Source organism: Edaphobacter lichenicola (genome assembly GCF_014201315.1).
GTDB classification, from domain to species: Bacteria; Acidobacteriota; Terriglobia; order Terriglobales; family Acidobacteriaceae; genus Edaphobacter; species Edaphobacter lichenicola_B.
In genome coordinates this window covers 576,909-603,376 of sequence record NZ_JACHDY010000001.1, presented here as the reverse complement: position 1 = coordinate 603,376, position 26,468 = coordinate 576,909, and the positions used below count along the sequence as shown (strand labels likewise).

18 protein-coding genes are annotated in these 26,468 nt (G+C 60.1%); 10 read left to right on the top strand and 8 right to left on the bottom strand.

What is annotated here, in order from left to right; genetic code table 11:
* Positions 1-93 precede the first annotated feature (93 nt).
* From HDF09_RS02505 to HDF09_RS02470, 8 genes are all read left to right on the top strand, one after another.
* On the top strand, positions 94-540 hold the full coding sequence (locus HDF09_RS02505) for a rhodanese-like domain-containing protein (protein WP_183760953.1): 447 nt from the start codon (positions 94-96) through the stop codon (positions 538-540).
* Positions 541-946: 406 nt separating this feature from the next.
* Entirely contained in the window at positions 947-2,521 is a 1,575-nt protein-coding gene (locus HDF09_RS02500; protein WP_311718836.1) for a S10 family peptidase, read from the top strand.
* Positions 2,522-2,649: 128 nt separating this feature from the next.
* Positions 2,650-2,877, top strand: coding sequence for a hypothetical protein (locus tag HDF09_RS02495; protein ID WP_020713518.1), 228 nt, complete (start codon positions 2,650-2,652; stop codon positions 2,875-2,877).
* Positions 2,878-3,004: 127 nt separating this feature from the next.
* Positions 3,005-4,150, top strand: a complete 1,146-nt coding sequence (ribB, locus tag HDF09_RS02490; protein ID WP_183760951.1) for a 3,4-dihydroxy-2-butanone-4-phosphate synthase — start codon at positions 3,005-3,007, stop codon at positions 4,148-4,150.
* A 334-nt stretch (positions 4,151-4,484) separates the two neighbouring features.
* Entirely contained in the window at positions 4,485-5,300 is an 816-nt protein-coding gene (locus tag HDF09_RS02485) for a GAF domain-containing protein (protein WP_183760949.1), read from the top strand.
* A 135-nt stretch (positions 5,301-5,435) separates the two neighbouring features.
* A complete protein-coding gene (locus tag HDF09_RS02480; protein WP_183760946.1) occupies positions 5,436-6,194 on the top strand; it encodes a hypothetical protein in 759 nt (252 codons plus the stop codon).
* Between the two features lie 89 nt (positions 6,195-6,283).
* Entirely contained in the window at positions 6,284-7,012 is a 729-nt protein-coding gene (locus tag HDF09_RS02475; protein ID WP_183760943.1) for a DUF4440 domain-containing protein, read from the top strand.
* A gap of 33 nt (positions 7,013-7,045) precedes the next feature.
* On the top strand, positions 7,046-7,963 hold the full coding sequence (locus HDF09_RS02470; RefSeq protein ID WP_183760941.1) for a DoxX family protein: 918 nt from the start codon (positions 7,046-7,048) through the stop codon (positions 7,961-7,963).
* A 261-nt stretch (positions 7,964-8,224) separates the two neighbouring features.
* On the opposite strand, the gene HDF09_RS02465 is transcribed toward HDF09_RS02470, so the two are convergent.
* From HDF09_RS02465 to HDF09_RS02455, 3 genes are all read right to left on the bottom strand, one after another.
* Positions 8,225-9,058, bottom strand: coding sequence for a response regulator (locus tag HDF09_RS02465; RefSeq protein ID WP_260180881.1), 834 nt, complete (start codon positions 9,056-9,058; stop codon positions 8,225-8,227).
* A 116-nt stretch (positions 9,059-9,174) separates the two neighbouring features.
* Positions 9,175-15,171, bottom strand: coding sequence for a choice-of-anchor D domain-containing protein (locus HDF09_RS21060; RefSeq protein WP_183760938.1), 5,997 nt, complete (start codon positions 15,169-15,171; stop codon positions 9,175-9,177).
* A gap of 103 nt (positions 15,172-15,274) precedes the next feature.
* Complete coding sequence (locus HDF09_RS02455; protein WP_183760935.1) at positions 15,275-15,937, bottom strand: HAD family hydrolase; 663 nt, start codon at positions 15,935-15,937, stop codon at positions 15,275-15,277.
* A gap of 383 nt (positions 15,938-16,320) precedes the next feature.
* On the opposite strand from HDF09_RS02455, the gene HDF09_RS02450 reads away from it, so the two are divergent.
* Together HDF09_RS02450 and HDF09_RS02445 are read left to right on the top strand one after the other, a co-directional pair.
* Entirely contained in the window at positions 16,321-19,836 is a 3,516-nt protein-coding gene (locus HDF09_RS02450; RefSeq protein ID WP_260180879.1) for a TonB-dependent receptor, read from the top strand.
* 126 nt (positions 19,837-19,962) lie between these two features.
* Positions 19,963-21,141 (top strand): pyridoxal phosphate-dependent aminotransferase, encoded by a 1,179-nt coding sequence (locus HDF09_RS02445; RefSeq protein WP_183760932.1) that lies wholly within the window; start codon positions 19,963-19,965, stop codon positions 21,139-21,141.
* A 54-nt stretch (positions 21,142-21,195) separates the two neighbouring features.
* On the opposite strand, the gene HDF09_RS02440 is transcribed toward HDF09_RS02445, so the two are convergent.
* From HDF09_RS02440 to HDF09_RS02420, 5 genes are all read right to left on the bottom strand, one after another.
* Positions 21,196-21,828, bottom strand: a complete 633-nt coding sequence (locus HDF09_RS02440) for an MBL fold metallo-hydrolase (RefSeq protein ID WP_183760929.1) — start codon at positions 21,826-21,828, stop codon at positions 21,196-21,198.
* A gap of 84 nt (positions 21,829-21,912) precedes the next feature.
* The gene (secG, locus tag HDF09_RS02435) at positions 21,913-22,212 is read right to left on the bottom strand and encodes a preprotein translocase subunit SecG (protein WP_179583052.1); all 300 of its coding nucleotides are present in this window, start codon (positions 22,210-22,212) and stop codon (positions 21,913-21,915) included.
* Between the two features lie 350 nt (positions 22,213-22,562).
* The gene (locus tag HDF09_RS02430; RefSeq protein ID WP_183760926.1) at positions 22,563-23,336 is read right to left on the bottom strand and encodes a response regulator transcription factor; all 774 of its coding nucleotides are present in this window, start codon (positions 23,334-23,336) and stop codon (positions 22,563-22,565) included.
* 252 nt (positions 23,337-23,588) lie between these two features.
* Entirely contained in the window at positions 23,589-24,554 is a 966-nt protein-coding gene (locus HDF09_RS02425; protein WP_183760923.1) for a UDP-glucuronic acid decarboxylase family protein, read from the bottom strand.
* Between the two features lie 125 nt (positions 24,555-24,679).
* Positions 24,680-26,098, bottom strand: a complete 1,419-nt coding sequence (locus HDF09_RS02420; protein ID WP_183760920.1) for a UDP-glucose dehydrogenase family protein — start codon at positions 26,096-26,098, stop codon at positions 24,680-24,682.
* Between the last annotated feature and the right edge of the window lie 370 nt (positions 26,099-26,468).

The window sequence follows — 26,468 nt, the reverse complement described above, 5'->3', positions numbered from 1 at the left end:
TATTGGGGCGGAGGCCTGGCTGGAATTTCCCGCATCTTTTACGGCAACGAAATGATCAGATAAAACTAAAGGGCGCGCGGTGGAGGAGGCAGTATGTATCTGATTGCGATTTGCGTGGTTGGGTTCCTGGTTCTGCTGTTCGGCTTCCTGCGGATCAGGCAGCTGCGGCGGAGGCGTGAACTGGAGGAGCACAGCATCGAAGCGGATGCGCTTTACGATCTGCTCGAAAAGAATTCGGAGATTCTGCTGTTCGATGTTCGTCAGCCGCTTGATCTGCTGGCGCACTCGGAGATTATTCCTGGAGCGAAGAGGATCCCGCCGAAGGAGGTGCTGGAGCAGGCTACGCTGATTCCGAAGGAAAAAGACTCGGTGATCTACTGCACCTGCGTGAGCCAGAGCACGAGCCGGATGATCCTTGAGAGAGCTTTGGCGCTGAACTTTACGAAGATCAAATTTTTGAAGGGCGGGCTGGATGCGTGGAAGGCGAAGGGGTATCCGGTGGAGAGATACACTACTCCGTTTCATCTTGATACGGCTTGATGCTTGATGAAGATGTCCTGCCGGACGGGCCCACTGCGCTTGCCACCCCACGAACGAAGACCTGTTCGTGGGGACCCCGATTGGGGCGGTCACTTCGTGATGTGTGTACCTTGTTTGGGCGAGGCTTGCTGCTTCGGTTCTCCCTTGGTCGGTACGGCGGGTAGGATTGCGGCTGCAGGTGATACCTGCGATTGAGAGCCCTTGGCGGAGTGGCGCTGCGGGGCGATCGAGACGAAGAGTCAATACAACTAGACGTGACCGTTTAGAAAAAAAGATGCATGCAGGCAGCGTCGTCGCGGGCGATCGAAAAGGTATGATGATCGCGTCCACAAAGCTGCAATTCGGTCCAAGGATGTTTGATCAGTGTAGGTTTGCACGGTTGTTCCGGAGAGTGGGATTGATTCTAGTGAAGGTGTTCAAGTTACTTGTGGTACCTCGCATACCATGCCTTGTTGTTGCGATGGGTTTGATGGTGGGTGCGGTTGTGCCCGTGTTCTCGCAGGCGAAGGCGGCGGGCGATGCGGACGCTAAGAAGGAAGAGGCGAGCGTGCCTGTTCCTGCAGAGACGAGCTCGGTGACCAAGCATGAGTGGGCTGCGGGCGGGCGGATGGTTCACTACACTGCGACCGCGGGAAATCTGCTGATACGGGACGATCAGGATAAGGCGAATGGAAGCATCTTCTATGTGGCGTACACGGAGGATGGGGTCGAGGCGAAGAGCCGGCCGGTGACGTTTTTCTATAACGGTGGGCCGGGAGCGGCGACGATCTGGCTGCACATGGGATCGTTTGGGCCGGTGCGCGTGGTGACGCAGAGCCCGGAGACAACGGGGCCGGCGCCGTTTGAGTGGGTGCAGAACCAGTACAGCCTGCTGGATAAGAGCGACCTGGTGTTTATCGATGCGCCGCTGACCGGATACTCGCGCGCGGTGGGCAAGGGGACGGTGAAGGATTTTGCCGGGACCGATCAGGACATTCTTGCGTTCAAGAAGTTTATTGTGCGGTACATTACGGCGAATCAGCGGTGGAACTCGCCGAAGTTTTTGTTTGGTGAGTCGTATGGAACGACGCGATCGGCTGGGCTGGTGAGTGCGCTGCAGAACGATGGGATCGAGTTCAACGGGGTGACGCTGCTGTCTTCGATTCTGAACTACAACAGGCGTAGCCCTGGGCTGGACTATGAGGCGATTGGGTATGTGCCTTCGTTCGCGGCGATTGCGTATCACTACCACAAGGTGAAGACGAGTTTGAGTATGGCTGAGTGGGTGGAGCAGGCTAGAGTCTTTGCGCGCGGGCCTTATGCGGAGGCTTTGCAGAAGGGAGATAAGCTGCCGGCTGCGGAGTTCGATGCGATGGCAGTGAAGCTGGCGGCGATCACCGGGTTGAGCGTGGAGTATGTGAAGGAGGCGAAGCTTCGGATTTCGGCGAGCCGGTTTCGCAAGGAGCTGCTGCGTGGGGAGGAGCGGACGCTGGGGCGATACGATGCGCGGTTTATGGGGTGGGATGTGGACTCGGCGGGGGAGAATCCGGGGTACGACCCTTCGGATACGGGGATTAGCGGGGTGTATGTCGGGGCGTTTCATGAGTACCTTCAGAAGGAGTTGAAGTATCTGAGCCAGGAGCCTTACTACACCTCGGGGCCGGGGCTGAATGAGAACTGGGACTTCAAGCACAAGGCTCCGGGTGGCGGGCCGGGGAGGGCTGGGGAGCAGTTGGCTCCGGATGTGGCGGTAGATCTGGCGGATGCGATGCGTAAGAATCCCAGGCTGAGGGTGTTCTCGGCCAATGGGTACTTTGACCTGGCTACGCCCTTCTTTTCAACGGAGTACGACCTGAGTCACATGGATCTGCCGGAGAAGCTGGTAAATAATGTGCAGTTTGGCTACTATCCGGCGGGGCACATGGTGTATTTGAATGTGGATGCGTTGAAGGAGATGAAGGCGGATATGGCGAGGTTCTACGCTCTGGCTCAGCAGCGCTAAGGCCTGAGAAATGGGGGCAAACGCTTGCTTTTGCTGGATAAATGCCTTAGAATGAAGGTTGCGTTTCTTTCCCAGTGTGCAAAACGCCAAGTGCGGAAATCAAATTGTGAAGAGGTACTGAAAAAGATATGGCAAAGCGTCGTGGAAATCCCAACTGGGGCAAGCCTGAGCCGATCGGGCCGGTTGTTCCAACGGTAACATCGTTCGAGCAGGTTGTGAAGGAGTTCAAGCTCACGCCCGACCAGTACATTCGCTCGACCAGGCTTCGTGAGTGGGCCCGGAGAAACAAGAACTCGAAGTACATTCCTGAGGCGCTGCTTGAGGCATGGGGATTCGAGATCGAGTCCACGCTGTAAGTGTTTGATCTGGATTTTGTCATTCGATTGTAAAAAGAAGACGCTGCCCGTTGCGGGTGGCGTTTCTTTTTTGCGACGGACGTAAGATGGGATGCGTCGAAAGAGTTGCAGGTGGAAGGCGGGGACTATGTTTGCTGACGTGGCAGAGGCAGTAGCGGAGATCAAGGCGGGCCGGATGGTGATCGTGGTGGATGACGAGGACCGCGAGAACGAGGGCGACCTGACGCTGGCTGCGGAGTTTGTCACGCCGGAGGCGATCAACTTTATGGCGAAGTATGGCCGTGGATTGATCTGCCTGACGCTGACTGAGGAGCGTGCGGACTATCTGCGGCTGGGGCCGATGACGCAGGAGAATACGTCGCGGTTCGGGACTGCGTTTACGGAGAGCATCGAGGCGCGCGAGGGCGTGACGACGGGGATTTCGGCTGCGGACAGGGCGCATACGATCAAGGTGGCGATCGATCCGCGTTCGACGGCGCATGATCTGGCGCGGCCGGGGCATGTGTTTCCGCTGCGGGCGCGCAAGGGTGGCGTGCTGGTGCGGGCCGGGCAGACGGAGGCTTCGGTGGATCTGGCGCGGATGGCCGGGCTGGTGACTGCCGGTGTGATCTGCGAGATTATGAACGACGATGGCACGATGGCGCGGGTGCCGGATCTGGTGAAGTTCTGCGCGGAGCATGGGCTGTTGATGGTGACGGTGGCGGATTTGATACGTTACCGGTTACAGAATGAGCGGTACATCCATCGGGTGGCGGAGTCGGTGATGCCTACGGCGCATGGGGAGTTTCGCATGATCGCCTATGAGAGCGAGGTGGATGGTGGGGAGTCGCATATTGCGCTGGTGTTTGGCGATGTGAGCGGCAAGGAGCCGGTGCCGGTGCGGGTGCATACGCACTGTCTGGCGGGAGATGTTTTTGCTACGACGCTGTGCGATTGCAGGGCGGTGGTGGAGGAGTCCTTGAAGATGATTGCGGAGGCGGGCAAGGGAGCGCTGGTGTATCTGCACAATGGCAGCGCGGGTTTTGGCGTGGACAAGGGAGTTACGCCGGCGCGGATTGTGCTGCATCGGGAGCAGCGGGCTCGGGAGGGAAGCGAGGATCGGGCGCATAGAACGCTGCGGCAGGTTGGGTTGGGCGGGCAGATTCTGTCGGATCTGGGGATTCACAAGATTCGGCTGCTGACCAATACGCCGACGCATGTACCGGCGTTGCAGGGATTCGGGATCGAGATTGTGGAGCAGGTTCCGGTGTCGATCGAGACGGTTCGGCGGTAGATTTTCCAGAAAAAATACTGGCGTGGTGGGCTGAGGGAGAACTGCGCTTTATGGGCGTTTTTCAGGGGTGATTTGGGAAAAGGCGTGTTTTGGACGTGGTGTTTTGGTGGTGAAGATGTGGTGAAATGCGTGGCTGATGTGGTGATTTAGCCGCGCGATTTGTGGTCTTGAAAAATACGCCAGGGGTTGAGAAGATTTCGTACGTTTTTTTGTGCTCTGTGAACTATTATCTGCAATACCTCCCCTGAACGTTATGATGGATGATCCAGGATTCGAGAGTTGCCGCTATGTCGGGTGTCAAACATAGGGGTAATTGGGACGGGAAGGGTTTGAAATGAGCGCGCTTGGTTCGACGGCAGCGGACACGGGTCTGGAGGTAGTCGACCTCTTCGAGGACACTTCGTTTGCGGGCAGACGGCTGCATGAGCGCGATGTCGCGATGCAGATGGAGGGGATGAGGCGGCTGGCGCATGCGTTCGTGGAGCGCCCTGACACGATTCTGCAGGAGCTGGTGAATGCGGCGGTGGAGATGTGCGGGGCCGACAGCTCGGGAATCAGCATCGAGCGGGAGAAGAAGACCGACGAGGAGTTCTATGAGTGGGTTGCGACGGCGGGGGAGTATGCGGGTTTTCTGAATGCGACGCTGCCACGTAGTCCAAGTGCGTGTGGGACGTGCCTGGAGCGTGGGCGGCCGCAACTGTTTCGCGTGGCGCAGCGGTTCTTCGACCTGATGGGGATTGAAGCACCTACTGTGACCGATGGCATTCTGCTGCCGTGGGAGGTGGAGGAGACGCGCGGAACGATCTGGATCATGGCTCATGGGCGCGACGAGGCGTTTGATGGGAACGATCTTCGCATGATGCAGGTGCTGGCGAACTTCGCTGCGATGGGGGTGAGACAGCAGCGGCAGCAGAAGCTGCTGATGGAGCAGACCATCCATGCCGCGGCTGCGGGAATGGCTAATGAGCTTGCTCATCGGATCAACAATCCGTTGCAGAGCATTACTAATCTTGTGTACCTGGCGGGTGCCGGCGGGGCGCCCGGAGATGCGAAGACGCTGGCGGAGGATCTGGCAGAGCCGGTTCAGCGGCTGTCGGCGCTGGCGGCGAAGTTGCTTTCGTTGCCCACGGCGGCGAATCGTCCGAAGTGATGGTCTCGCGCGAATAGTTTTGAAGTTGCTGTCTCGCCGAAGTAGCGGTGACGGACGCTCCTTGCAGATTCTGATTTGCCGCAGCCCGATTCGAGAGGATAATGGCTTCGCCTTCGAGCAAGGAGGAGAGTCGTGATGGGTCCAGTTCGCTTTGAGAGAGCAGCTTTGTATGTGTTGTTGAGTGGCCTTGTCTTTACCGTGGCAGGGATGGCTCAGCTGATGCCCGCGCCGCCGCAGGTGCCTCCGATTCCGCAGGGACCGCCGATGCCGAGCATGCCGACGATGCCGTCGGACTCGCAGATTCCGCAGGGGCCGCCGACGGATGTGCCACAGCAGAGACAGCAGCAACAAGACCAGGAGCGAAGGAATAACCAACAGGGGTCGGCGGGGTTTCTGGGGGCGTGGTGCGCGCAGGGCGATCCATCGAAGCAGGCCTCGATCAGCAGCAATGGGGTGATGCTGAACCTGACGAACGAGAGTGGGAGCACCTCGATTGGGAATCTGCAGGGAAACAATCAGATTGTCGCGCCGGAGTGGCAGTTTGTGACGGGGACGCTCAGTGGGGATGGCCGGCGGATCAACTGGTCGAATGGAACGTTTTGGGCCCGATGTTATGGAGGCGGTGGCGGCGGCCGGTATCGAACGCCCAACCTGAATGGAAACTGGTATCCGAATGGGAACCGGTCGCTGCAGTGTTCGATTCAGCAGCGACGGGGAAATCTGACGCTGCAGAACGAGAATGGGGACAGGGCTACTGGCTCTTTCAATGGCAAGTGGAGTGTGACGACGAACTGGCAGGGGACGAGGATCTCAGGGACGATAAGCAGGGATGGGACCCGGATCGATTGGAGTAACGGGACGTACTGGATTCGGTATCGGCTCTATGGGCAGTAGGTCGGTTGATCCGAAGAGGGAACTCTGAGCTTTGGGCGGCGTACTTACCAACCAGAGCGTTGGGTAGGCATTGTCTGAAGGAGAGTGACATGAAACGAGGTTTGATTGCTTCGTTGGTCTTGGCCGTCTTCGTGTGCCCGGTGGCACGTGGAGTGGATATAGCGAAGATTACAGAAGTGGAACTAGTTCAGCGAACGCAGGAACTATACGATGCGGTTGGGCCTGGGAATCAGGCGCCATGGAAGATGTATTTGGCGGACGATGCGATGTTCTTCGACGAGAAGGGCAGAGCGATGGATAAGCCGGCGCTGCTGGAAGATCTGCAGCCGTTGCCTGCGGGTTATAGCGGAACGATTCGGGTGGTGCATCCGAAGTCGCGGTTTGCGGCGAATGTTGCGGTGCTGAGTTACGACTGCGACGAGGTGGAGACGGTGTTTGGGCGGGAGCTGCATGCTCGCTATCACTCGACGGATACGTGGTTGTATCGGAATCAGGCGTGGCAGATTGTTGCGAGCCAGACGTTGCGGTACTACGAAGACCCGGCTGTAGGAGCGGTTGCGGAGGCGATGCTGAACGACTATGTGGGTGCGTATGAGTTGGCTCCTGGAAATGTGGCCACAGTGACGCGGCAGGGTGGTGAGCTGTATGCGCAGCGTAACTCGGGAAAACCTTATCAACTTTTGCCCGAGTCTCCGGATATGTTTTTTCGCGCGGGAGAGGAGGGGCGGCGGCTATTTCATCGGGATGCTTCGGGGCATGTGGACATGATGATCGATCGCAGGAATAACGAAGATTTGCTTTGGAAGAAGATTCGATAGTGCGTCAGAAATTGTGATTGGGAAGAGGTGTTTGTGCCGCCGAGTACTAATGTCTGGATATGTGTTGCGGGAGTGATTGTTCTTGTTGTCGGGTTTGTTGCCGCTCGAAGAGAGTTGCAGGCGGCGGAGGGGCTGGACAAACTTGTTGCGGTTGGCGGGGTGCTGTTTGCGGCGCCGTTGGCGGCCTTTGGAGTGGAGCATCTGGTGCTCGGCAAGGTAATCATTGGGGCTGTTCCTGTGTTGATGCCGGTGCGGTTGTTCTGGGTGTACTTCGTTGGCGTTGCGTTGATCGCTGCGGCTTTTAGTCTGGCGCTTGGGATACGCGTTCGTTTGACCGCGACTCTGCTTGCGATCATGTTTTTTCTGTTTGTGGTGATGATCCATGTGCCGAATGCGGCGGCGCAGATGCACGACAGAATTATCTGGAATGTGGCGTTGCGAGATCTTAGTTTTGGTGCAGGAGCGCTGGCGCTTGCGGGGTATTTGGGGAGTGGGGCGGAGATTCGAGAGTCGGGGATTCGAGAGGCGGGGGATGGCGGTGAGAATGTAGCGGTGTGGATTGGGCGGGTGATTGTTGCTGTTGTGCTGATGGTGTATGGCGTGGAGCTGATACTGTTTCCGCAGTTTGCGCCGGGGGTGCCTTTGGGAAAGTTGACGCCGTCGTGGGTGCCGGGGCCTCATGTGTGGGCGTTTTTGACGGGGCTGGTTTGTATCGGGGGCGGGGTGGCGATATTGATTCGGAGATATTGCCGCGATGGGGCGACTGTAGTGGGCTTGGTGATGACTCTGCTTACGGTTTTTCTTTATCTGCCGATTCTGCTGATGGCGTCCGGGGTGCCGGCGGTGTTGGAAGGGGCGAACTACGTCTGGGATACGTTGCTGTTTGGAGGAGCGGTGTTGCTGGTGGCGGGAGCGAGACCAAAGGAAGCTGAGGTGGGCGAGAGGCTGTGATTCTTCGGGCGTTTGCTTACGCTACCGACGGGGCTAATCGTCCAAAGGGATTGAGCGTCTGAGGAGAAGAACGCTTTCTGCCGGTTTTTCGGAGAGATAGAGAACAGACAACGGCTGGAGAGGGTGGGTTGAAAGGGACGGGCGGTTCGGGTAGGACTGAGTTCTTCGGGATCCTTCGCTGCGCTCAGGATGACGGCAAAGACTTGCTCAGGATGACAGCAAAGACTTAATGCTATTCGCCTCCGCTTCGGCCTCTTGTGGCTATGCCGGAAGCGCGTCGACGATTGATTCAGCTAGATAGCTCTTCATCGCCTGACCTAGTTGTGAATCGATCTCGTCGGCGATGGTCATGACTCCGATCAGCACTACGCTGAAGTCAATGTTTGCGAGGTTTTTCTGGAGCGTGTTGAAGACGCTGACCTGGAGGATGCGCGACTCCTCGACCATCATTGCAGCGGTATAGCCCTGTTGGCGGCGAGCGGTGCCGTGCTGTGCGGCTGATGTCGAGTGGAGTTCTTTCGTGCCAAGGATCGTTGACGAACGGAGACGCAGGACGAGATCCTGAAAAACCTGAGGGAGATGACCGGAGCGTAGTTGGAACGTCATTGGAATTGCCGTCAACGACTCTTCTTTTTCGACGAGTTCGTACCAATCGCTGATGGTGCTGTCGGTGGAACGTTCGAGGATGGTGGCGACACTTTCGACCAGGCGGGTGCGAGTCGGACCGACGGCGAGTCGCTGTTTGATGGCATCTACCAGCATGTTGACGTCCATTGGCTTGACGAGAATTTCATCAGTCTGCAGCAGAATCGCCTGAGCCGCGGCGTCCATATGAGGAAACGAACTCAGCAGTATGGTGACGGCTTTTGGGTTGGCATGACGCATGGCGCTGACGACGGTGAGGCCGTCTCCTGCACCAGGCATGTGAAGGTCGCTGAGGAGGACGTCGAAGACCTCAGAGCCGATGTGCTTGAGAGCTTCATTGACCGTTGAAGCGACGGTTACTTCAAAGCCATGTTTTCTGAGAATGATGCCGAGGGTATAGCGTATTGTCTCGTCGTCGTCGACTAATAAGAGCTTCGCGGGTGCCATCATTCTTCCTTCCAGGAGTGCGCGAAGAGCTGAAGCTCGCGCACAAGGGGAGATCTATAGAGTACTCCTATGTGCCCTGGCCGACAGAACGCAGTAGAACGAAGGGGCTTGCCTGTGAGTTAGCGGGCGGTGACGACTAGGTTGAGGGTGACGGTCTGGCTTAGTTGAACGCCAGTGGTGGAGCTGGCGGTGACTTGATATTGGTAGGTGCCGGGTGGGGTGAAGCGGAGGTTGGGGTCGCTGCCGCCGCGGCCGCAGCCGGAGATCCAGAGGGTGGGTAGGGCGAAGAGGATCGCCAGCAGGAGCAGGCGGGTGAGGGGGTGCTCTTGCAGGGTGCGGTTTTTTGTGCGGGCTTTGGCGTTCCGGAAGAAGAGGAGGGGTATGGGTAGGAGGCAGAGGATGGCGCGGTTGCGGCTGCGGGTGTTGTTTTGCGCGGTGGTGGGCGGGATGTACTCGGCTACGGTGTTGAGGTTGGCGATGGAGTTTTGGGCGGCTCCGTTGAGGGTGATGCTGGAGGGGAGGAGCGAGCAGGTGGCCCAGGCGCCGGGGTTGACGGGGGTGCAGTTGAGGATGACGGTGCCGGTGAAGCCGGATTGGGGGGTGAGCTGGAGGGTGTAGTCGGCGGCGTGCTCGCTGGGGATGGTGAGGGTGGCGGAGGGGCCTCCGTTGACGGTGAGGGTGAAGGCGCCGCTGGAGACTCCGTTGCCGGTAAGGGGGATGTTGAGGTTCTGGAGGCCGGTGTTGGGGTCAGTTGCGGTGATGGAGCCGGTGCGGGAGCCGAGGGCGGTCGGGGCGAAGGTGACGGTGATCTGGCAGGCGATGCCGGGGTAGAGCGTGGAGGCGCAGGGGACGGAGATGGCGTAGTCGCCGGTGATGGTGAGGGCGAGGTTGGTGATGGGGGCGGTGCCGGTATTGGTGAGGGTGATGGTCTGGGCGGCGGAGGCTCCGAGGGCGATGCTGCCGAAGTTGAGGGTGGAGGGGACGGCCTGGAGGTGGGACTGGATGCCCTTTCCGGTGAGGGGGTATTCGATGGGCAGGGTCGAGGCGGAGGAGCGGATGGAAAGCAGGCCGCCGATGGTCGCGGTGGTGGTGGGGGTGAAGGTGACCTGCTCGGTGCAGCTGGTGGAGGGGGCGAGGGTGTTGCCTTCGGTGGGGCAGTCGCCGGTGGCGGTGTAGGGGCCGATGGCGGAGATGGTCTGGATGGCGATGGGGGCGGTGGTGATGTTGGTGATCTGGACGGGGAGGGTGGCGGAGGTGCCGACCTGGACGCTGCCGAAGTTGAGGGTGAAGGGAGAGAAGTTGAGGGGGGAGGGGTTGGCGACGCCGAAGAGGGAGATGAATTCGAGTGCGGTGCTGGAGTCGGAGGTGATCTCGAGGGCGGAGATGCGGTTGGAGACGGTGTTGGGGAAGCTTGCCTGAGGGGTGAAGCTGATGTTGACGACACAGCTGGCGGAGGGGACGAGGGCGCCGATGCAGTTGGTCTGGACGGTGAAGTCGGGCGTGGGACGGAAGCCGGCGATGTGGATGGTGGTGGTGCCGGTGTTGGCCAGGGTGACGGTCTGGACGTCGCTCTGGTCGCCGACCTGGGTGGCGGGGAAGGTGAGGGAGCTTTGCGAGAGGGCGTAGGAGACGAGGGGAGCGGCGTTGCTCGGCGCGGCTACGGTGATGGGGGCGGCCTGGCCGGTGAGGGTGAGGAGGTCGGGGCCGGTGAGGGCGTCGCTTTCGATGATGAGGGTGCCGGAGTCTGGTGAGGCGGGGCCGGGGGTGGTGGTCTGGTTGAGGGGGGTGTAGGTGAGGGTGGCGGTGCAGCTTACGGTGGGAGGCAGGGTGGCGCCGCAGAGCGTGGAGGTGATGAGGAACGGCCACTGGCTGGTGAGGCGGCGGATGGTGAGTGGGGTGGCTCCGGTGTTGGTGAGGGTGACGGTCTGGGTGGCGGTCTGGCCGGAGGAGACCTGGCCGAAGTCGAGGACGGTTTGGCCGGGGATGATGTTGCCAGAGATTTTGATGGTGGCGGGGCCGATGCCGAAGCCTTCGACGTAGCCGAGGCCGTTGAGGGTGGCGGAGCCGTCGGTTGGGGTGCCCTGGGCGAAGAGGGTGCCGGTGATGTCGCCGTTGGTGAGGGGGAGGAAGGTGACGTTGAAGTTGCAGGAGGCGTTGGGGGCGAGGGCGGCGCAGGCGGGGCCGTTGAGGAGGAACTGGCGGGGGAGGGCGATGTTGAGGGCAAGGGATTTGGCGGTGAGGTTGGTGATGGTGAACTGGCGGGTTCCGCCGAGGGTGCTGGTGGGGGTGGCTGCGTAGTTGGCCTGGTTGGGGAGGATCTGGAGGCCGGCGCTCTCGGTGGTGTAGGCGCCGGAGAGCGGGACGGTGTAGGTGGCGAGGCCGGTGGTGGAGCTGGTGACGGGGATCTGGAGGGTGTCGGTGACGGTGGCGTTGGAGGGGAGGAAGGTGACGGTGATGGTGCAGACGGCGGCGGGGGCGAGGGTGGTGCAGTTGTTGACGGAGGTGAAGCTGGTGGTGGCGTTGGTGGGGGTGCCGATCTGGAGGGTGGCGGCGCCGGTGTTGGTGAGGAGGATGTTTTGTTGGGTGGCGGTGGGGCCGGGGACGTTGTTGAAGATGAGGGCTGTAGGGTTGAGTGAGAGGCCTTGGTCGGGCGAGGCGAAGCCGGTGAGGGTGGCTGTGATGCGGCCGTAGGAGGCAGGCACGGTGAGGAGGCCGGTGCGACTGCCGGTGGCGGTGGGAGCGAAGACGACGTTGAAGAAGCAGGAGGCGTTGGGGGCGAGGAGGCCGCTGCAGGGGGAGCCGCCGGTGGGGAGGTTGCTGAGTGCGAAGTCGCCCGTGAGGGTGGGGGTGGAGAGGGAGACGGGGCTGGTGGTGAGGTTGGTGACGGTGAAGAGGATGGGTGGGCTTGCGCTGTTGACGGGGACGGTGCCGAAGTCCTGCGTGGTGGGGCTGAGGAGGACGCCGGTGAGGGCGATGCCGGTGCCGGTGAGGGTGATGGAGGAGGGATTGCCGGAGGAGGTGAGGGTGACGGAGGCGGTCTGGGAGCCGGGGGCTGAGGGGGTGAACTGCACTCCGAGCCAGCAGTTGGCGCAGGTGCCGGTGAAGGAGGAGACGAAGGCGGAGGTGGAGGGTTGGCCGTGGCCGAAGCCGATGTCTTCGACGAGGATGGCTTTGAAGTCGGGTGCGGAGGTGGTGGCGGTGAGGGTGGTGAAGGAGGAGGTGATCTTGTGCCACTGAACGGCGGGCTGGCCGACGGGGACGCTGCCGAAGGCGAGGGTGTTGTTGGGGGCGGTGACGATGGCGGAGCCGGTGCCGCTGAGGGTGACGTAGGCGGGGGAGGAGCTTCCGGCGGTGACCGAGAGCAGGCCCTGGCGGATGCCGGGTTGAGAGGGGGCGAAGGTGAGGACGACGGTGCAGGTTGCGTTGCCGGCGAGGGTGGCAGGGCAGTCGGTGGCGTCGGTGAAGTCGCCGGTGAGGGTGAGGGCGAGGGGGAAGGCAACGGCGCCGATGTTGCCGATGGTGACGGTCTGGGTGCTCGAGGAAGTGGTGGTGACGGGGACGGCGTTGGGGAAGGTGATGGCGGCGGGGGTGAGGGTGAGGTTGGGGTTGGCGGACTGGCCGACGCCGGTGGGTTGGGGTTTGGTGGTGCCGGTGATGAGGACGGTGAGGCCCTCTGCTGATGTACCGCTGCCGAGGGTGAGGGTGGTGGAGTCGGCTGAGGGGGCGACGGGGGATTGGTAGTTGATCTCGAGCTGACAGACGGTGTGGGGGTTGAGTGTGGTGGGGCAGCGGTCAATGAGGGTGAAGGGAGTTTGCAGCGTGACGGGGGTGTGGGTGACGGCGTTGGCGGAGTTGTTGGAGAGGTAGAGGTAGCGCGGGAGGCGTGGGCTGGGGGTGCCTCCGACGCCGGAGGGCGTGCCGAACTGGGTGCCGAAGTCGATCTCGGTAGCGGAGAGGTTGAGGTCGGTGGGTTGGGTGTAGGCGGTGAGGAGAACGGCGTCGACGCCGATGATGCGATAGGCCGTGACGAAGCTGCCGGTCGCCGTGGCCGGGGCGGTTAGGGCAAGGGTGAGGTGACAGACTCCGCCTGGAGGAAGGACATCGTCGCCGGGAGTGGTGGAGGCCGGACAGTCAGTGGATTGCACGCTGAGGTCGTACTGCGGGGGAACGGGTTGCAGGGTGGCGTCGCCTGCGTAGAAGGTCTGGGGGAGCTGGGTGAGATTACTGATGGTGATGGTTCGTGTGGTTGCAGGACTGGTGGCGGTTTGAATGCCGAAGTCGAGTTCTTTGGGAGAGACGACGATTGGGTTTGGTGAGGCGGTTGGTGCGGGGAGGGTGACCGTTTGGGCGGTGGCGTTGCTGGCTTGCGCGGTGACGGTGCCGGGATTGCTGCTGGTGCTGGTGAGGGCTATGCTGCACTCCGCACCAGGAGCGAGGGTGGTGGGGCAGTCGGTTGCGAGGGTGAAGTTGGTGGCGGTGAGTTGGAGGTTCGTAGCGGCGAGGCTGCCGAGGTTGCGGAGGGTGAGGTTGGGGGAGTCGTCGGTGGAGAGGGCGAGACTGGGTGCGCTGGTGGTACTTAGTTTGGCGAGCCAGGCGGCGGAGCCGGAACAGAGGCTGCTGTTCGTGCAGGAGCCTGCGGGGAGCGTGGCGGAGCGGAGGGTGGAGGGGAGTGCCGGGGTTGGGGAGTTTGTGAGGGGGAGATCGTAGGTTTCGGTGGCGAGGAGGCTGGCGCTGGCGGTGGGAGAGGCGCTGCCGGCGAAGGTGGGCTGGCCGGTGGAGTCGACGGTGAGACCGGTGAGGGTGACTGGAGCGCTGGCGAAGGAGCCGCTGGTGATGGGCAGGCCGCCGAAGCGGATGGTCTGGTCGATGGTGTCCTGCTGAGTCAGACGGAGGGCGTAGCTGTTGCCGATGTCGGAGAGCGGGGTGAGGGGGAGGAGCCAGGCGGGATTGCTGCCGGTGGCGGAGATCCATGCTGCGCCAGAGGGTGCGGGTACGACGGAGGATTGGATGCCGGGGGCGAGGAGGTCGGAGGTGAGGAGGGTGCTGCCGTCGAGGGAGAGACGGAGGAGAGTCTGGTAGTTGGTGTTGACCAGCGGGGAGGAGACGGTGGCGATGGGGAACTGGCCGGGGGCGATGGAGCCGGTGAGGAGGAGGGTCTGGGTGGTGGGGTCTTGCGGCGAAGGCGCGATGACGAGCGAGGAGATGCCGGGGCCGGGGATGAAGGTGGAGAAGACGATGCCGTCGCCTGCGGGGGTGAGCTTGGTGAGGAAGCCTGAGGTGGCGGAGAGGAGGTCGGGGATGATGGCCGAGAGGGTGGGGTAGCCGGTGGAGGTGGTGTAGCCGGCGATGTAGGCGTTGTCGGTGGCGTCGGCTGCGATGGCGGCGGGGGCGGTGTTGCCGTTTTGGCCGCTGAGGTAGGTGGCGTAGAGGAGGGTGGTTCCGGTGGTGTTGAACTTTTCTACGAAGCCGTTTTGGAGCGAGCCGGAGGCGGGGGATTGAATGATGCCGGAAGCTGTGACGGGAAGCGCGGAGCCGAAGATGCTGCCGGTGAGGAAGACGGCGTCGGCGGTTGCGGCGATGGCGGAGGCTGCGGTGCGGGGGCTTCCGGCGTAGGTGACGAAGAGCACATTCAAGTTTTGATCGAATTTGCCGATGTACGAATTAATGGACGTGTCCGCCGCGCTGGGAAAGGCTGCGCCGGAGGTGGTTGAGAGGGTGCCCGAGGTAGTGGTGCCGGCGACGTAGAGGTTGCCGGAGGGATCGGCAGCCATGGCGAGTCCGATGTCGCCGCTTGAGCCGAGATGAGTTTGGGCTAGTACGTTGGTCGCTGTGGAATCTGTTTTGAGGAGGCGGATACCGTCGCCCTGGTCGAGCAGGAGGTAGAGGTTGCCGGCGGAGTCGGATTGGATGGCATTGAACTGGGCGTAGTGCGAGTTTGCGGGATTGGGATTCGAGGAGCCGAGGAGGCCGGTGAAGAGGAGTTGCTGCGGGCCGGTGGCTGGTGAGGCGGTCTGGGCTTCGATCCGGGGGGCCAGTGGCAGGGAAGCGATAAAGAAGAGAGCGATGACGCCGCAGAGACCGGCACGTACACGTCGGAGAGAGAGCGGTGTCTTCATGTTTTGTTGGCTGCGGGCAGTACGCTGGTGCAGCCTGACCTTAAATATTCCTTGCGTTGGTGCTGTTTGAGTGGAGAAATCTCAACGAGACGTTACCGAGGTACTATAGCTTCCCGTTTTGGGAGTCCGTATGCCGCTCAAGTTGTAGGAGGTAGTCGAGGCCGCGGGCTTTCATCTCGCGCTCGAATGCGGCGTGGCTGGAGTACTGGATGGCCTGCATGCCTGCGGCCAGCGCTGCGGTGATGTTTTCTTCCTTGTCGTCGATGAAGAGGATGTGTTCGGGAGGTGTTTGGAGACCTTCGGCGGCGTGTTGATAGATCTCGGGCTCGGGCTTGGCTCGATTGACGGCGTGGGACCAGGTGTGATGGTCGAAGGATTCGATCCACGCGTGGCGGGCGCGGAGGCCTGCCTCCATGGCATCGGGCATGTTGGAGAGGATGCCGGTGCGGATGCCGGCGCGCTGGAGCTGGTCGACCCAGGCGAGCATGGGAGGGTTGAGGGTGGACCAGAGGTCGGTGTCGGCGGCGATGAGCTGGGCTAGCTGCGTGGGCGTGATGACGATGCCAGCGCCTGCGGCGACGGTGTGCCAGAAGGATTGGGCGTTGAGGTCGCCGCGGTCGTAGGCGTGGCGGTGAGCCCAGTACTCGCGGTGGAGGAGTTCTTCGCTGAGGCCGGTGATGGTGAGGAGGCGGGTCCAGGCGGTGGAGTCCGGTTCGCCGGAGAGGACCATGCCGTAGTCGAAGAGGACTGCTTTTACGAGTGCCATGAAAGGCAATTGTAAGGCAGCGGATTTGAACTTTGACCCGGTGCGCATGGCGACCGTGATTGATGGGGAGGATGAGTCTGAAGTGGTAGGGCCAATTGAAGGCTGCGAAAGATCTCTCGAGTGCGATTAGAGTGCGTTGTTTCCATAGGAAACAGTTGTCTATACAGAATAAGGATGGACTTCAAACAAATGTCTTGACAGTGCTTCTCGCCCTGCGGTCTTATAACTGAGTTTCAAACTTATCAGCTCGATCGCCCCAGGGGACAAGCTTCTTTCGAGACGCCTTGCAAAGCAGGGCAGCGGTCTTCAGAAGCCTCAAACACGTTCCCGGGAGCTGGTCTCACACGAAGACAGATGCCGTATTTTTTAAGGAGAGCCGTCCCATGAAAAGCAGAGTGTTGCGAGAGAGTTCGCTCTTCGCACTATTGATCGCGATGATATTGGCTGGGTTTGCCGGGCCGCGTGCTTCCGCACAGTTGAGTACCGCGACGATGTTCGGTATTGTGACAGATTCGTCCGGAGCGATTGTTCCCGGGGCTACGGTTACGTTGACCCAGACGCAGACAAACTTCGTCCGCGTGACCAAGACCAATGATCAGGGTCAGTATCGCGCGGAGTTTCTGCCGGTTGGGCCATATACGGTGAGGGTGATTGCCGCGGGATTCAAAGAGATTGCGCAGAGCGGGATTGTGTTGACCGCAACGCAGGAGGCGGCGGTGAACTACGCGCTGGAGATTGGCGGCGAGACCACGGTTGTGGAGGTGACGACCGATGTTCCGCTGGTGAACCTGGGAAACTCTGTGCTGGGACGGACGGTCGATAACCGCGAGGTCGACAACCTGCCGATTGTGGGTAGAAACGTTTATCAACTTCTGAGCCTGACGCCCGGCATTCAGAACAGCCAGACGGAGAACACGGTCGGCTTTCCTGGTCAGCATGTGATCATCAACGGCTCCTCCGACAACATGGTGGGACAGGTGACCTACTATCTCGATGGTGGATTGAATATGACCGGTGTGCGCAATACCGGCAACGTTCTGCCGAACCCGGATGCGATCGATCAGTTTGCGGTTCAGACGAGCAACTTCAGCGCGGAGTATGGACGCACGGGAGCGGGTGTGGTCTCGGTGCTGACCAAGTCGGGCACAAATCAGATACATGGTTCGGTCTTCGAATTTCATCAGGAGACGAACTTCAACTCGAACGCGTGGCTGCAGACGACGAGGACGCCGCTGCACATCAATCGATTTGGCGCGACTCTGGGCGGCCCGATCGTTAAGGACAAGACGTTCTTCTTCGGCAGCTATGCGGGGTTGAGACAAGTGAGTCCGGTCAACTTCAATACGGTTGTTCCGGATGCTCTTCAGCGTGCTGGCAACTTCTCCGAGAATCTTCCTACGTCCACAACGATTGCGACGGGGCTGGGCGCGTGTGCGACGCCGTTGTCTGCCGCGGATAAATCAGTGACGGCTTACGGGGGAAGGTTTATCGTCTGCGATCCTGTGACGCACAAGCCGGTGCCGGGCAATCGTCTCGATCTCGATCCGAACTATCATCCTGATCCTGTGGCCGCGGCGGTGCTGGCGAAGAATGTCCCGATGCCATCGCCGGGGCGGACGGACAACCGGTTTATCGGAAACGAAGGGCTGCCGAATCAGACCGACGAGTTTCTGATCAAAGGCGATCAGCAGTTGACGGCGGCGCATCGGCTTACGCTTGACTACTTCCAGTCGAATGGAGCGCAGAGCAATCTTCCTAATGGCTCGAATCTGCCGGGATGGGCGGTGAACAACTATGTGTACCGGCAGCAGACGGCCAACGTGAGCGATGTCTGGACGGTCTCGGCGCGGTCGGTGAACCAGGTGTGGCTGAGCTATACGCGTATGCTTGCCGGGCGCAACAGCACGCCGGGAACTTCGCTGGCGGCTTATGGCTCGGACCTGAATGTGCAGGGGACGCCTTCGTTGCCGGATATCAACGTGGCTAACTTCTTTCATCTTGCGAACGCGATCAGCGGTCCGGTTGCAGGCGATAACGTGTACGGCCTGCGGGATGTCTTCAACACGACCAGAGGGAAGCACTCGATCTTTGTGGGCGGCGAGATCTATCTGGAGAAAGATCGGCTGGAGACGCTGCTGAATAACTACGGCACGTTCAGCTTCACGAGCTCCGCGGTTCCTACCACCGCAGTCGGGCAGGCTACTTATGTGAAGACTGGAGCGGCGATCGCTGACTTTTTGATCGGGCATCCGAATTCGATGGGTCAGGACTCGCCCGATGATGCGAATGCCAACTACTGGAACTATGGGATCTTCGGGCAGGACGATTGGCGGATTACTCCGAAGCTGACCCTGAACCTTGGGCTGCGCTATGACGTGCAGACGGCCCCGACCGATACGCAGCGCCGGTATGCGATCTTCAAGCCGGGTGTGCAGTCCACGGTCTCACCGAATGCGATTCTGGGACAGTTGTTTCCTGGAGATCCGGGGGTGCCGCAGAGCGGTGTCGGCACGAACTACAACCATGTTTCGCCGCGTGTCGGTTTTGCATTCAACCCGTATCGTGACGGCAAGACGGTCTTCCATGGCGGCGCCGGGTTGTTCTTCGACACCATCGGAGGCAATGAGTGGATGCTGCCGCAAAACTTCCAACCGTTTGCGGTGAGAGAGACGGCGGCCTTCAGCCATGTGACCAGCCTGCAGCATATCTACTCGACCGACTGCCAGGACTTCCAGGGTTGCACTTCGCCGTTTCCGTATCTCTACGACAAGACGAATCCACGGTATGTGTCTCCGGCGTCGCTGGTGTTCCTACAAGAGGGGATGCGCTGGCCGTATAACATTCAGGCCAACTTTGGCGTGCAGCAGCAGTTCACCAAGGATCTTGCGATCAGCATCAACTACGTGGGAGCCTTCAGCCGGAAGCTGCCTTTGTACATCGATGCGAATGCGCCGATCTACAACACTGCGAACCCTGCGATGAACACGACGACCAACTACAACTGCCGTCGGCCTTTTGACGCGCTTCCGTTCGGAAAGGGAACAGCGTGCGCGAATCCAGCGGTGGGCTCGAAGTACATCAGCAATGCGTATGTGATCGAGGACGGACAAAACACGAACTACCAGGGCCTGCAGGTGACGGTGGAAAAACGTCTGAGCAACCACATCAGCGTCAATGGGTTTTATGTGTTCAGCAAGGCGCTGTCGAGTGCTTCGCTGCAGACGACGGGCAACATTGGCAACAGCGGCGCGACTATGCCTGAGGATTACTATAATCTTGGGCTGGAACGGCAGCGGACGGATAGCGACCAGCGTCATCAGGCGGTGATTGCGGCTGTCTGGAAGCCGGATTACTTCGGCAAATCCAACCGGGTGGTTCAGAACCTGCTGAATGGATGGTCCATCTCCGCCATTGTTACGATGCGGAGCGGGGTGCCATTCAATATCACTAGCGGCAGCGACGACAATATGGATGGAGACACCAACGATCGGCCTAACCTTGTTCCCGGCAAGATGGAGCGGACGAACATCTTCAGTGGGTCGCGCGCGAAAGAGAAGACACAGTGGTTCGATACGAGCGCGTACTGCAGGGTGGGTTCGGCGGGATGCTCTGCGGGCACCGGAGCAGGAAATGTCGATGGCACGGTGAGCCCGAACTCGATAAGCGGCCCTGGGTACAAGGACGTCGACGCGGCGATCTTCCGTGATTTTGGCATCTTCGAACGCGTGAAGTTCCAGTTTCGCGGCGAGGCGACCAACGTCTTCAACTTCGTCAACCTGGGCAATCCCGGGGCGGTGCTGAACAATCCGAGCACCTTTGGCGTGATCTCTGCACAGACCCTTACGCCACAGGGGTCGGGGATGCGGGTGATCCAGCTTGGAGGACGAATCCTGTTCTAAGTTGGGTGCAGTAAAACGTGGGCGGGCGATGCGATTGCGTCGCTCGCTTTTGTTTGTGGGTGGCGGAATTAGTTTGGATTCGATTGATGGAGCGGGCCGGGTTAGCTGACCGATTAGCATGGGAGGGTGAGCTATCGGTTTTCGGCGCGGACAGGTTGGGATGTGGGGGAGAGTGGGTTCGCGGCTGCGATTCGCGAGACGCGGGCGGCCGGACGGGAGCTGGTGGACCTGACGGTGTCGAACCCTACGGTGTGTGGGTTTGATTATGACGCGGGGGCTGTTCTTGCACCGCTGGCGAGCCGAGAGGCTATGACGTACGACCCTGATCCGCGGGGGATGCGGTTTGCGCGAGAGGCGGTGGCGGGGTACTACGGTGGGCATCGGGCCGATGTCGATCCGGACAGCGTGGTGCTGACTACCAGTACGAGTGAGGGGTATGGGTATCTGTTTCGGCTGCTGTGCGACGCGGGCGATGAGGTGCTGGTGGCGCGGCCGAGCTATCCGCTGTTCGATTTTCTGGCGGATCTGGAGGATGTGCGGCTGAGGCCTTATCCGTTGTTCTATGACTATGGATGGTGGATCGACTTTGCGGAGCTCGAGCGCCGGATTGGGCCGCGGACAAAGGCTGTGGTTGTGGTGCATCCGAATAATCCGACGGGGCACGCTACGGGGGCGGGGGAGCGGGGGCGGCTGGAGGAGATCTGTGCGCGGCATGGACTGGCGCTGATCGTGGATGAGGTGTTTCTGGACTATCCGCTGGAGGAGGGGGGGAGGCTGGGGAGCTTTGCAGTGGGTCCGCACCCGGTGCTGACGTTTGTGCTGAGCGGGATGAGCAAGATTGCAGGGCTGCCGCAGATGAAGGTTGGGTGGATCGTGGGGCTGGGGCCGGTGGGGGATCGACGGCGGGCAATGGAGCGGCTGGAGGTGGTTGCGGATACCTTTCTGTCGGTGAACGCGCCGATGCAGCGGGCGCTGCCGGTTTGGCTGGCGGAGAGGCGGGGGATTCAGGGGCAGATTCTGGAGCGGGTGAGGGGGAATCTGGGGCTTGCGGTTGGAGGTGGGGTTGAGGTGCTGAGGGTGGAGGCTGGGTGGAGTGCGATTTTGCGGCTGCCTCAGAGGCTCGGCGAGGGGGATGTTGCGGGGTGGTTGTTACGGGAGGCAGGAGTGATCGTGCATCCGGGGAGCTTTTATGGGATCGGTGAAGCTGGGCGGGTGGTGGTGAGTCTGCTGGGATCGACGGAGGGGTTTGCAGGGGGGATTTCGAGAATCAAAAGGGTAATTGGATGGAACCACGGTAGTTACTAGTTCATGCGATGCGTGTAAAGCTGTACATTGAATGTTTTATGTAAGCGATTGTTTTTATTGCTTTTGCAGAAATGGATTGGAGTCTCGCTCTGCGCCGATTGTTGTTCTGGAGCCGTGCCCGGGGATGACGGTGACCTCGTCGGGCAGGGTGAGAAGGCGGTCGTGGATGGAGGCCAGGAGCTTGCGCATGTCGCCCCCGGGGAGGTCGGTGCGGCCGACGGTACCGGCGAAGAGGGTGTCGCCGGCGAGGAGGAGGGATTGGGCGGGGAGGTAGAGGCAGACGCTGCCTTCGGTGTGGCCAGGGGTGTGGAGGATGGAGCCGGTGAGGCCGGTGACGGCGATGAGCTTGCCGTCCTCGAGGGTGTCGTCGGGGGCTTGGACGGTGGGGGTGGGGATTCCGAGCCAGCCTGCCTGAATGTCCATCATCTTGACCAGAGGGAGGTCGTGCTGGTTGTAGAGGATGGGGGCTCCGGTGAGCTGCTTGAGGCGATGGGCTCCGGCGATGTGGTCGATGTGGGCGTGAGTGATGACGATCTTTTTGACGGTGAGGTTGTGAGTGGCTAAGACGGCCATGATTCGGGGGATGTCGTCGCCGGGGTCGACGACGATGGCCTCGTGGGAGGTTTCGTCTCCGAGGATGGAGCAGTTGCATTGCAGCGGGCCGACGGGGAGAATCTCGTGGATCATGGTGTTTGAGCCTTCAGCGGGGAGAGCTTTTGGGAATGAAAAATGCGCAAGCCCAAGGCCTGCGCATCTCTGAAGATCGAAGAGCTACTTCTTGGCGGGTGTCGTCTGGCTGGTGGGGTGGGCGGTGCCGGAGAGGACGGAGTGGTCGCCGCTGGCGCGCGAGAGCAGGATGGTGAGGCCGATGGAGGTCAGCATGAAGACGATGGCCGAGTAGGTGGTGAGCTTGGTGAGGAGATTGGCTGCGCCGCGGGGACCGAAGGCGGTCTGGGATCCCTGGCCACCGAAGGCTCCGGCGAGGTCGGCGGACTTGCCCTGCTGCAGGAGGACTACGCCAATGAGAAAGAGACAGACGATAACGTGAATGATGACGAGAAGAATAACCATCGGAGCTGCTTGCTACCTCTTGAGCCCGGAGAGTTGATCTCCGGAGAATGTTTGGGATCGGTGCATGAGTCCTCGCGCCTTGCGGCGTTCGCACCTAAACCTAAAACCTAGTGTATCACCGGCTACCGGGGAAGACCCAGCGGCGCTGGACTCGAGGAAGGCTGGTGGAGAGGGACGAGCGGCTTGGGCAGTACGGAGTCCAGCTAGCATATGTCACCTCGCTCGCTCGGCTCGCAGGTCGGGATCCTTCGCTGCGCTCAGGATGACAGCAAAAACCTGATACGGGCTTGGCCAGCTCTTGGATCCTTCCCTATTCGACTTCGCTCAGGGTCAGGAAGCCGGATATGGGCCTAGGCGGTTTTGATGATTGCGATTTTGTTGGAGGCTGCTGGGTGGGTGGGGCGATTTTGTACCGGGGGGTGGTGCACGTCGCGAGGGGTGAGGGCGTAGAGGACGGCCTCCATACGGTTGGAGACGCCAAGCTTGTCGTAGATGCGGAAGAGGTGGTTTTTGATGGTGTGTTCGCTGAGCTTGAGCACGGTTGCCAGCTCGGAGTTGCTGAGGCCGTCCGAGAGAAGATGCAGAACCTGCTGCTCGCGGGTGGTGAGCAGAGGCTTGCCGTGGCGGTCGATGACGTTGGTTGACCTGGGGTGAGAGAGGGAGGAGACCAGGTGGGCGAGCAGCTCGTTTTTTGCCCAGATCTGCCCCTGGTGAACGCATCGGATGCACTTGCAGAGGAGCTCGAAGCGCAGGTCGGCGCTGCCGAAGATCCCTTTGGCTCCGGCACGAAACAAGGAGATGACTTCGGCGTAGTCGGGATCCTGCGTGAGGACGACGACGCGGGCATTTTTGTAGAACTCGGGAAGGGATTGGAGGATGGAGACGGCGCCGTGCGTGTTCTCCATCCTGGACTCCATCCGGGAAGAGCCGATGAGGATGACGTCGACCGGGAGGGGCCTGGCCGGATGGAGAAGATGCTGGACGTCGTTGACCGGGGCAATGATCTGGATGTCGGGAACGGCTTCAAAGGCGTTCTGCAACAGTTCGCAGAGCATAATGGGCAGGTTGGCCACAATCACTTTGATGACGTTCGGGGAGGTGCTTTCTTCAGTAACTCGCTTCATGAGTCTCTCCAGCACAGAGGTCGGTCGCTCAATTGAGAAGATCTTCCCACCATTCGAGATGATCTCCAGACGAAAAAGTTACCGGATCTGCTGCCTATAATTTTGCGGTAAGTGCTCATCGAGCGTCGCTTACAGCGACTAAATTACTCGAAAAATTAACATTGAACCCAGAGCACTTGTTCCGCAGGTGCAGATCTAAGTTCTTTCTTTTGCATAGAGACTTCCTGCTCGGCTTTTCATGAGAAGAACCTCTCATGCCTGCGAGTTTTGAACCAGCCCAGTTTCGATGTGCTCTTGGAAGTAGGCCAAGGACATCTCGAGTCCCTGACGCAGTTGGATCTTTGGGGTCCATCCGAGAAGGCTGATCGCCTTACTGATGTCCGGCCTGCGGCGGGTGGGATCGTCCTGGGGCAGCGGTTTGAAGACGATCTTCTGGTCGGATCCGATGAGCTTGAGGATCTCTTCGGCACAACTCAGGATGGTCCACTCCTCAGGATTGCCTATGTTGACGGGGAGATGCTCGCTGGAGTCTGCGAGTGCGAGGATGCCTGCGATCAGATCCGAGACGTAGCAGAAGCTTCTGGTCTGCATGCCGTCGCCGTAGATGGTGAGCGGCTCGCCGCGCAGGGCCTGAGACATGAGGTTGGAGATGACGCGGCCATCGTTGATTTGTAACCGTGGCCCGTACGTATTGAAGATTCGCACGAGGTGGGAGTTGACGCGATGGTAGCGGTGATAGGCCATGACGGCGGCCTCGGAGAATCTCTTGGCTTCGTCGTAGACCGAGCGCGGGCCGATGGGATTGACGTGTCCCCAGTAGGTCTCGGTTTGAGGATGAACCTCCGGGTCGCCGTAGCACTCGGAGGTAGAGGCGTGCAGGTAGCCGGCGTGATACTTCTTTGCAATTTCGAGGGTATTGATGGTTCCGGCCGAGCCGACGAGCAGGGTCTCCACGCCGAGGCGGGCATAGTCCAAAGGGCTTGCGGGGGATGCGAAGTTGAAGATGTAGTCGACTTTGCCTGGGTCGAAGGGCTGGCAGATATCGAGGCGCTCGAAGTCGAAGCGGGACTCGTTGCGCAGGTGAGCGAGGTTGGCGGGGTTGCCTGTGCTCAGGTTGTCGACACCGAGGACGGTGTTTCCTGCGTGCAGCAGGGAGTCGCACAGGTGTGAACCGAGAAAGCCTGCTGCTCCTGTTACAAGAACTCTTTTGGCGTTCATATCTCCCTCAGATCTCCTTCAGATGCGAGGTCCGGTGGCTGCCTGAGGGAGACCAACCGGATCGCGCACAAGATATTTCAATACATCGGAACGGGGACTTGGCTAAAAGTCCTTGGCTGAAATCCTTATCGAGAGCGAGAGGCGACGGCTGCGAGCTCCTCGGTGTGATGTCGTGTGGGTCTGCCTACGCTGAAATAAGTAATCTCATTTTCCAGCATCAGTTCTGGATCATAGAGATTGCGGCCATCGAGGATGATGGGAAAGCGCATTGCCGCGCTGAGACGCTGAAGATCGAGACGGGCAAACTCCGACCAGTCTGTGAGGATCAGGAGGGCGTCTACATCGTTCGAAGCGTCGTAGGGGTCGGAGGCGTATTGAATCTCCGGTCCCTCCGGGAGTATCTGTTGCGCGCGTTGCATGGCGGCGGGATCGAAGGCGCGGATGGAGCAACCCTCCTCAATCAACATTCGGACCAGATCTATTGCGGGAGAGTCGCGTATGTCGTCGGTTCCGCCTTTGAAGGCGAGGCCGAGTACACCGAGTTTTTTGCCGCGGAGCGTCCAGAGCGCGGAACGGACCTTGCTGAGGAATCGCCGCTTCTGATCGGCATTGATGTTTTCGACTTCGGTGAGGAGAGCAAAGTTGACTCCGAGCTGCTCGGCGACGGAGCGAAATGCAGCGACATCCTTCGGGAAGCAGGATCCACCATAGCCGATGCCGGGCCGCAGAAATCTTGGACCGATGCGGTTGTCGAGGCCCATGCCCTGGGCTACCTGTTCGACGTCGGCGTCTGCGGCCTCGCAGAGATTGGAGACGGCGTTGATGAAGGAGATCTTGAGGGCGAGGAAGGCGTTGGAGGCATGCTTGATGATCTCGGCGCTCTTTGTGGAGGTGCGCAGCAGAGGCGGTGGAGTGTCGTGATTGCAGGATCCGTCGATCGCTCCTGCCTTGGCGTAGTACCTGCCTGTGGTCAAGGGCTCGTAGATCTTCGACATGATCTCGGCGGCGCGGTCGCTATCGGTTCCTACTACGATTCGATCGGGATGGAGGAAGTCGGCGACGGCTGTTCCTTCGCGCAGGAACTCGGGGTTGGAGACGACATCGAACATCTCCCGGGAGACGCCGTTGCGCTCCATCACCCTGCGAATCCATTCGTTGGTGTAGACGGGAACGGTGCTCTTTTCGGCGATGACCTTATAGGTGGTGATCGAACGCGCAATCTCACTGGCAACGGCTTCGACGTAGGACAGGTCGGCATCTCCTGTCTCGCTCTGGGGTGTGCCCACCGCGATGAAGATGGCCTGGGCTTCGCGCGTGGCGGCGGAGAGGTCGGTGGTGAAACGTACCCTGGCGTTGCGATACCGCTGGAGAAGCTCAGGCAGATACTTCTCGTGAATCAGGCTCTCTCCCGCTTGCAAGGCGGATACTTTTTTCTGGTCATTATCCACGCATACGACGCTGTGACCCATCTCTGCAAAACAAACAGCAGCTACTAATCCGACATAGCCGGAACCGACGACTGCAATGTGAATCGAATCACTCATAGGGTCTCCCAGTGTCTTATTTTTTATGTGCAAGATCGAGATTGGCGAATGGCCGCTCGCGTCTTACCTTGGTATAGAAACTTGGTTTCTACAGGTAGTGTGCCCCCTGTAGGACGATCAAAATCGGGAACGAGTTGGCTTGATCGTGGCGATATCTTAGATATCGAAAACAGATATCGAGGAACCCTTTGACAATGTTTACCAGATCCTGGCTTTGCCCCCGAGACCAGTTTGGAGTCCATGGGGAAGAGGTGGCGGAAGGTGCAGGAGCAATTTTGTAGGTACGTCTATCGATGAGTCCCTCCAGCATGGGCGGTTGTTGCTGAATGAGAATTTTCTCAGGCTCGATGTCGCGCTGTTCCAGAAAAAC

Bases quoted from the DNA above. Each gene is read 5' to 3' on its own strand.
- HDF09_RS02455 (WP_183760935.1), bottom strand. From the start codon at position 15,937: ATGGCACTCGTAAAAGCAGTCCTCTTCGACTACGGCATGGTCCTCTCC.
- HDF09_RS02505 (WP_183760953.1), top strand. From the start codon at position 94: ATGTATCTGATTGCGATTTGCGTGGTTGGGTTCCTGGTTCTGCTGTTC.
- HDF09_RS02495 (WP_020713518.1), top strand. From the start codon at position 2,650: ATGGCAAAGCGTCGTGGAAATCCCAACTGGGGCAAGCCTGAGCCGATC.
- HDF09_RS02430 (WP_183760926.1), bottom strand. From the start codon at position 23,336: ATGAAGCGAGTTACTGAAGAAAGCACCTCCCCGAACGTCATCAAAGTG.
- HDF09_RS02485 (WP_183760949.1), top strand. From the start codon at position 4,485: ATGAGCGCGCTTGGTTCGACGGCAGCGGACACGGGTCTGGAGGTAGTC.
- HDF09_RS21060 (WP_183760938.1), bottom strand. From the start codon at position 15,171: ATGAAGACACCGCTCTCTCTCCGACGTGTACGTGCCGGTCTCTGCGGC.
- HDF09_RS02475 (WP_183760943.1), top strand. From the start codon at position 6,284: ATGAAACGAGGTTTGATTGCTTCGTTGGTCTTGGCCGTCTTCGTGTGC.
- HDF09_RS02440 (WP_183760929.1), bottom strand. From the start codon at position 21,828: ATGATCCACGAGATTCTCCCCGTCGGCCCGCTGCAATGCAACTGCTCC.
- ribB (WP_183760951.1), top strand. From the start codon at position 3,005: ATGTTTGCTGACGTGGCAGAGGCAGTAGCGGAGATCAAGGCGGGCCGG.
- HDF09_RS02420 (WP_183760920.1), bottom strand. From the start codon at position 26,098: ATGAGTGATTCGATTCACATTGCAGTCGTCGGTTCCGGCTATGTCGGA.
- HDF09_RS02480 (WP_183760946.1), top strand. From the start codon at position 5,436: ATGGGTCCAGTTCGCTTTGAGAGAGCAGCTTTGTATGTGTTGTTGAGT.
- HDF09_RS02465 (WP_260180881.1), bottom strand. From the start codon at position 9,058: ATGATGGCACCCGCGAAGCTCTTATTAGTCGACGACGACGAGACAATA.
- secG (WP_179583052.1), bottom strand. From the start codon at position 22,212: ATGGTTATTCTTCTCGTCATCATTCACGTTATCGTCTGTCTCTTTCTC.
- HDF09_RS02450 (WP_260180879.1), top strand. From the start codon at position 16,321: ATGAAAAGCAGAGTGTTGCGAGAGAGTTCGCTCTTCGCACTATTGATC.
- HDF09_RS02425 (WP_183760923.1), bottom strand. From the start codon at position 24,554: ATGAACGCCAAAAGAGTTCTTGTAACAGGAGCAGCAGGCTTTCTCGGT.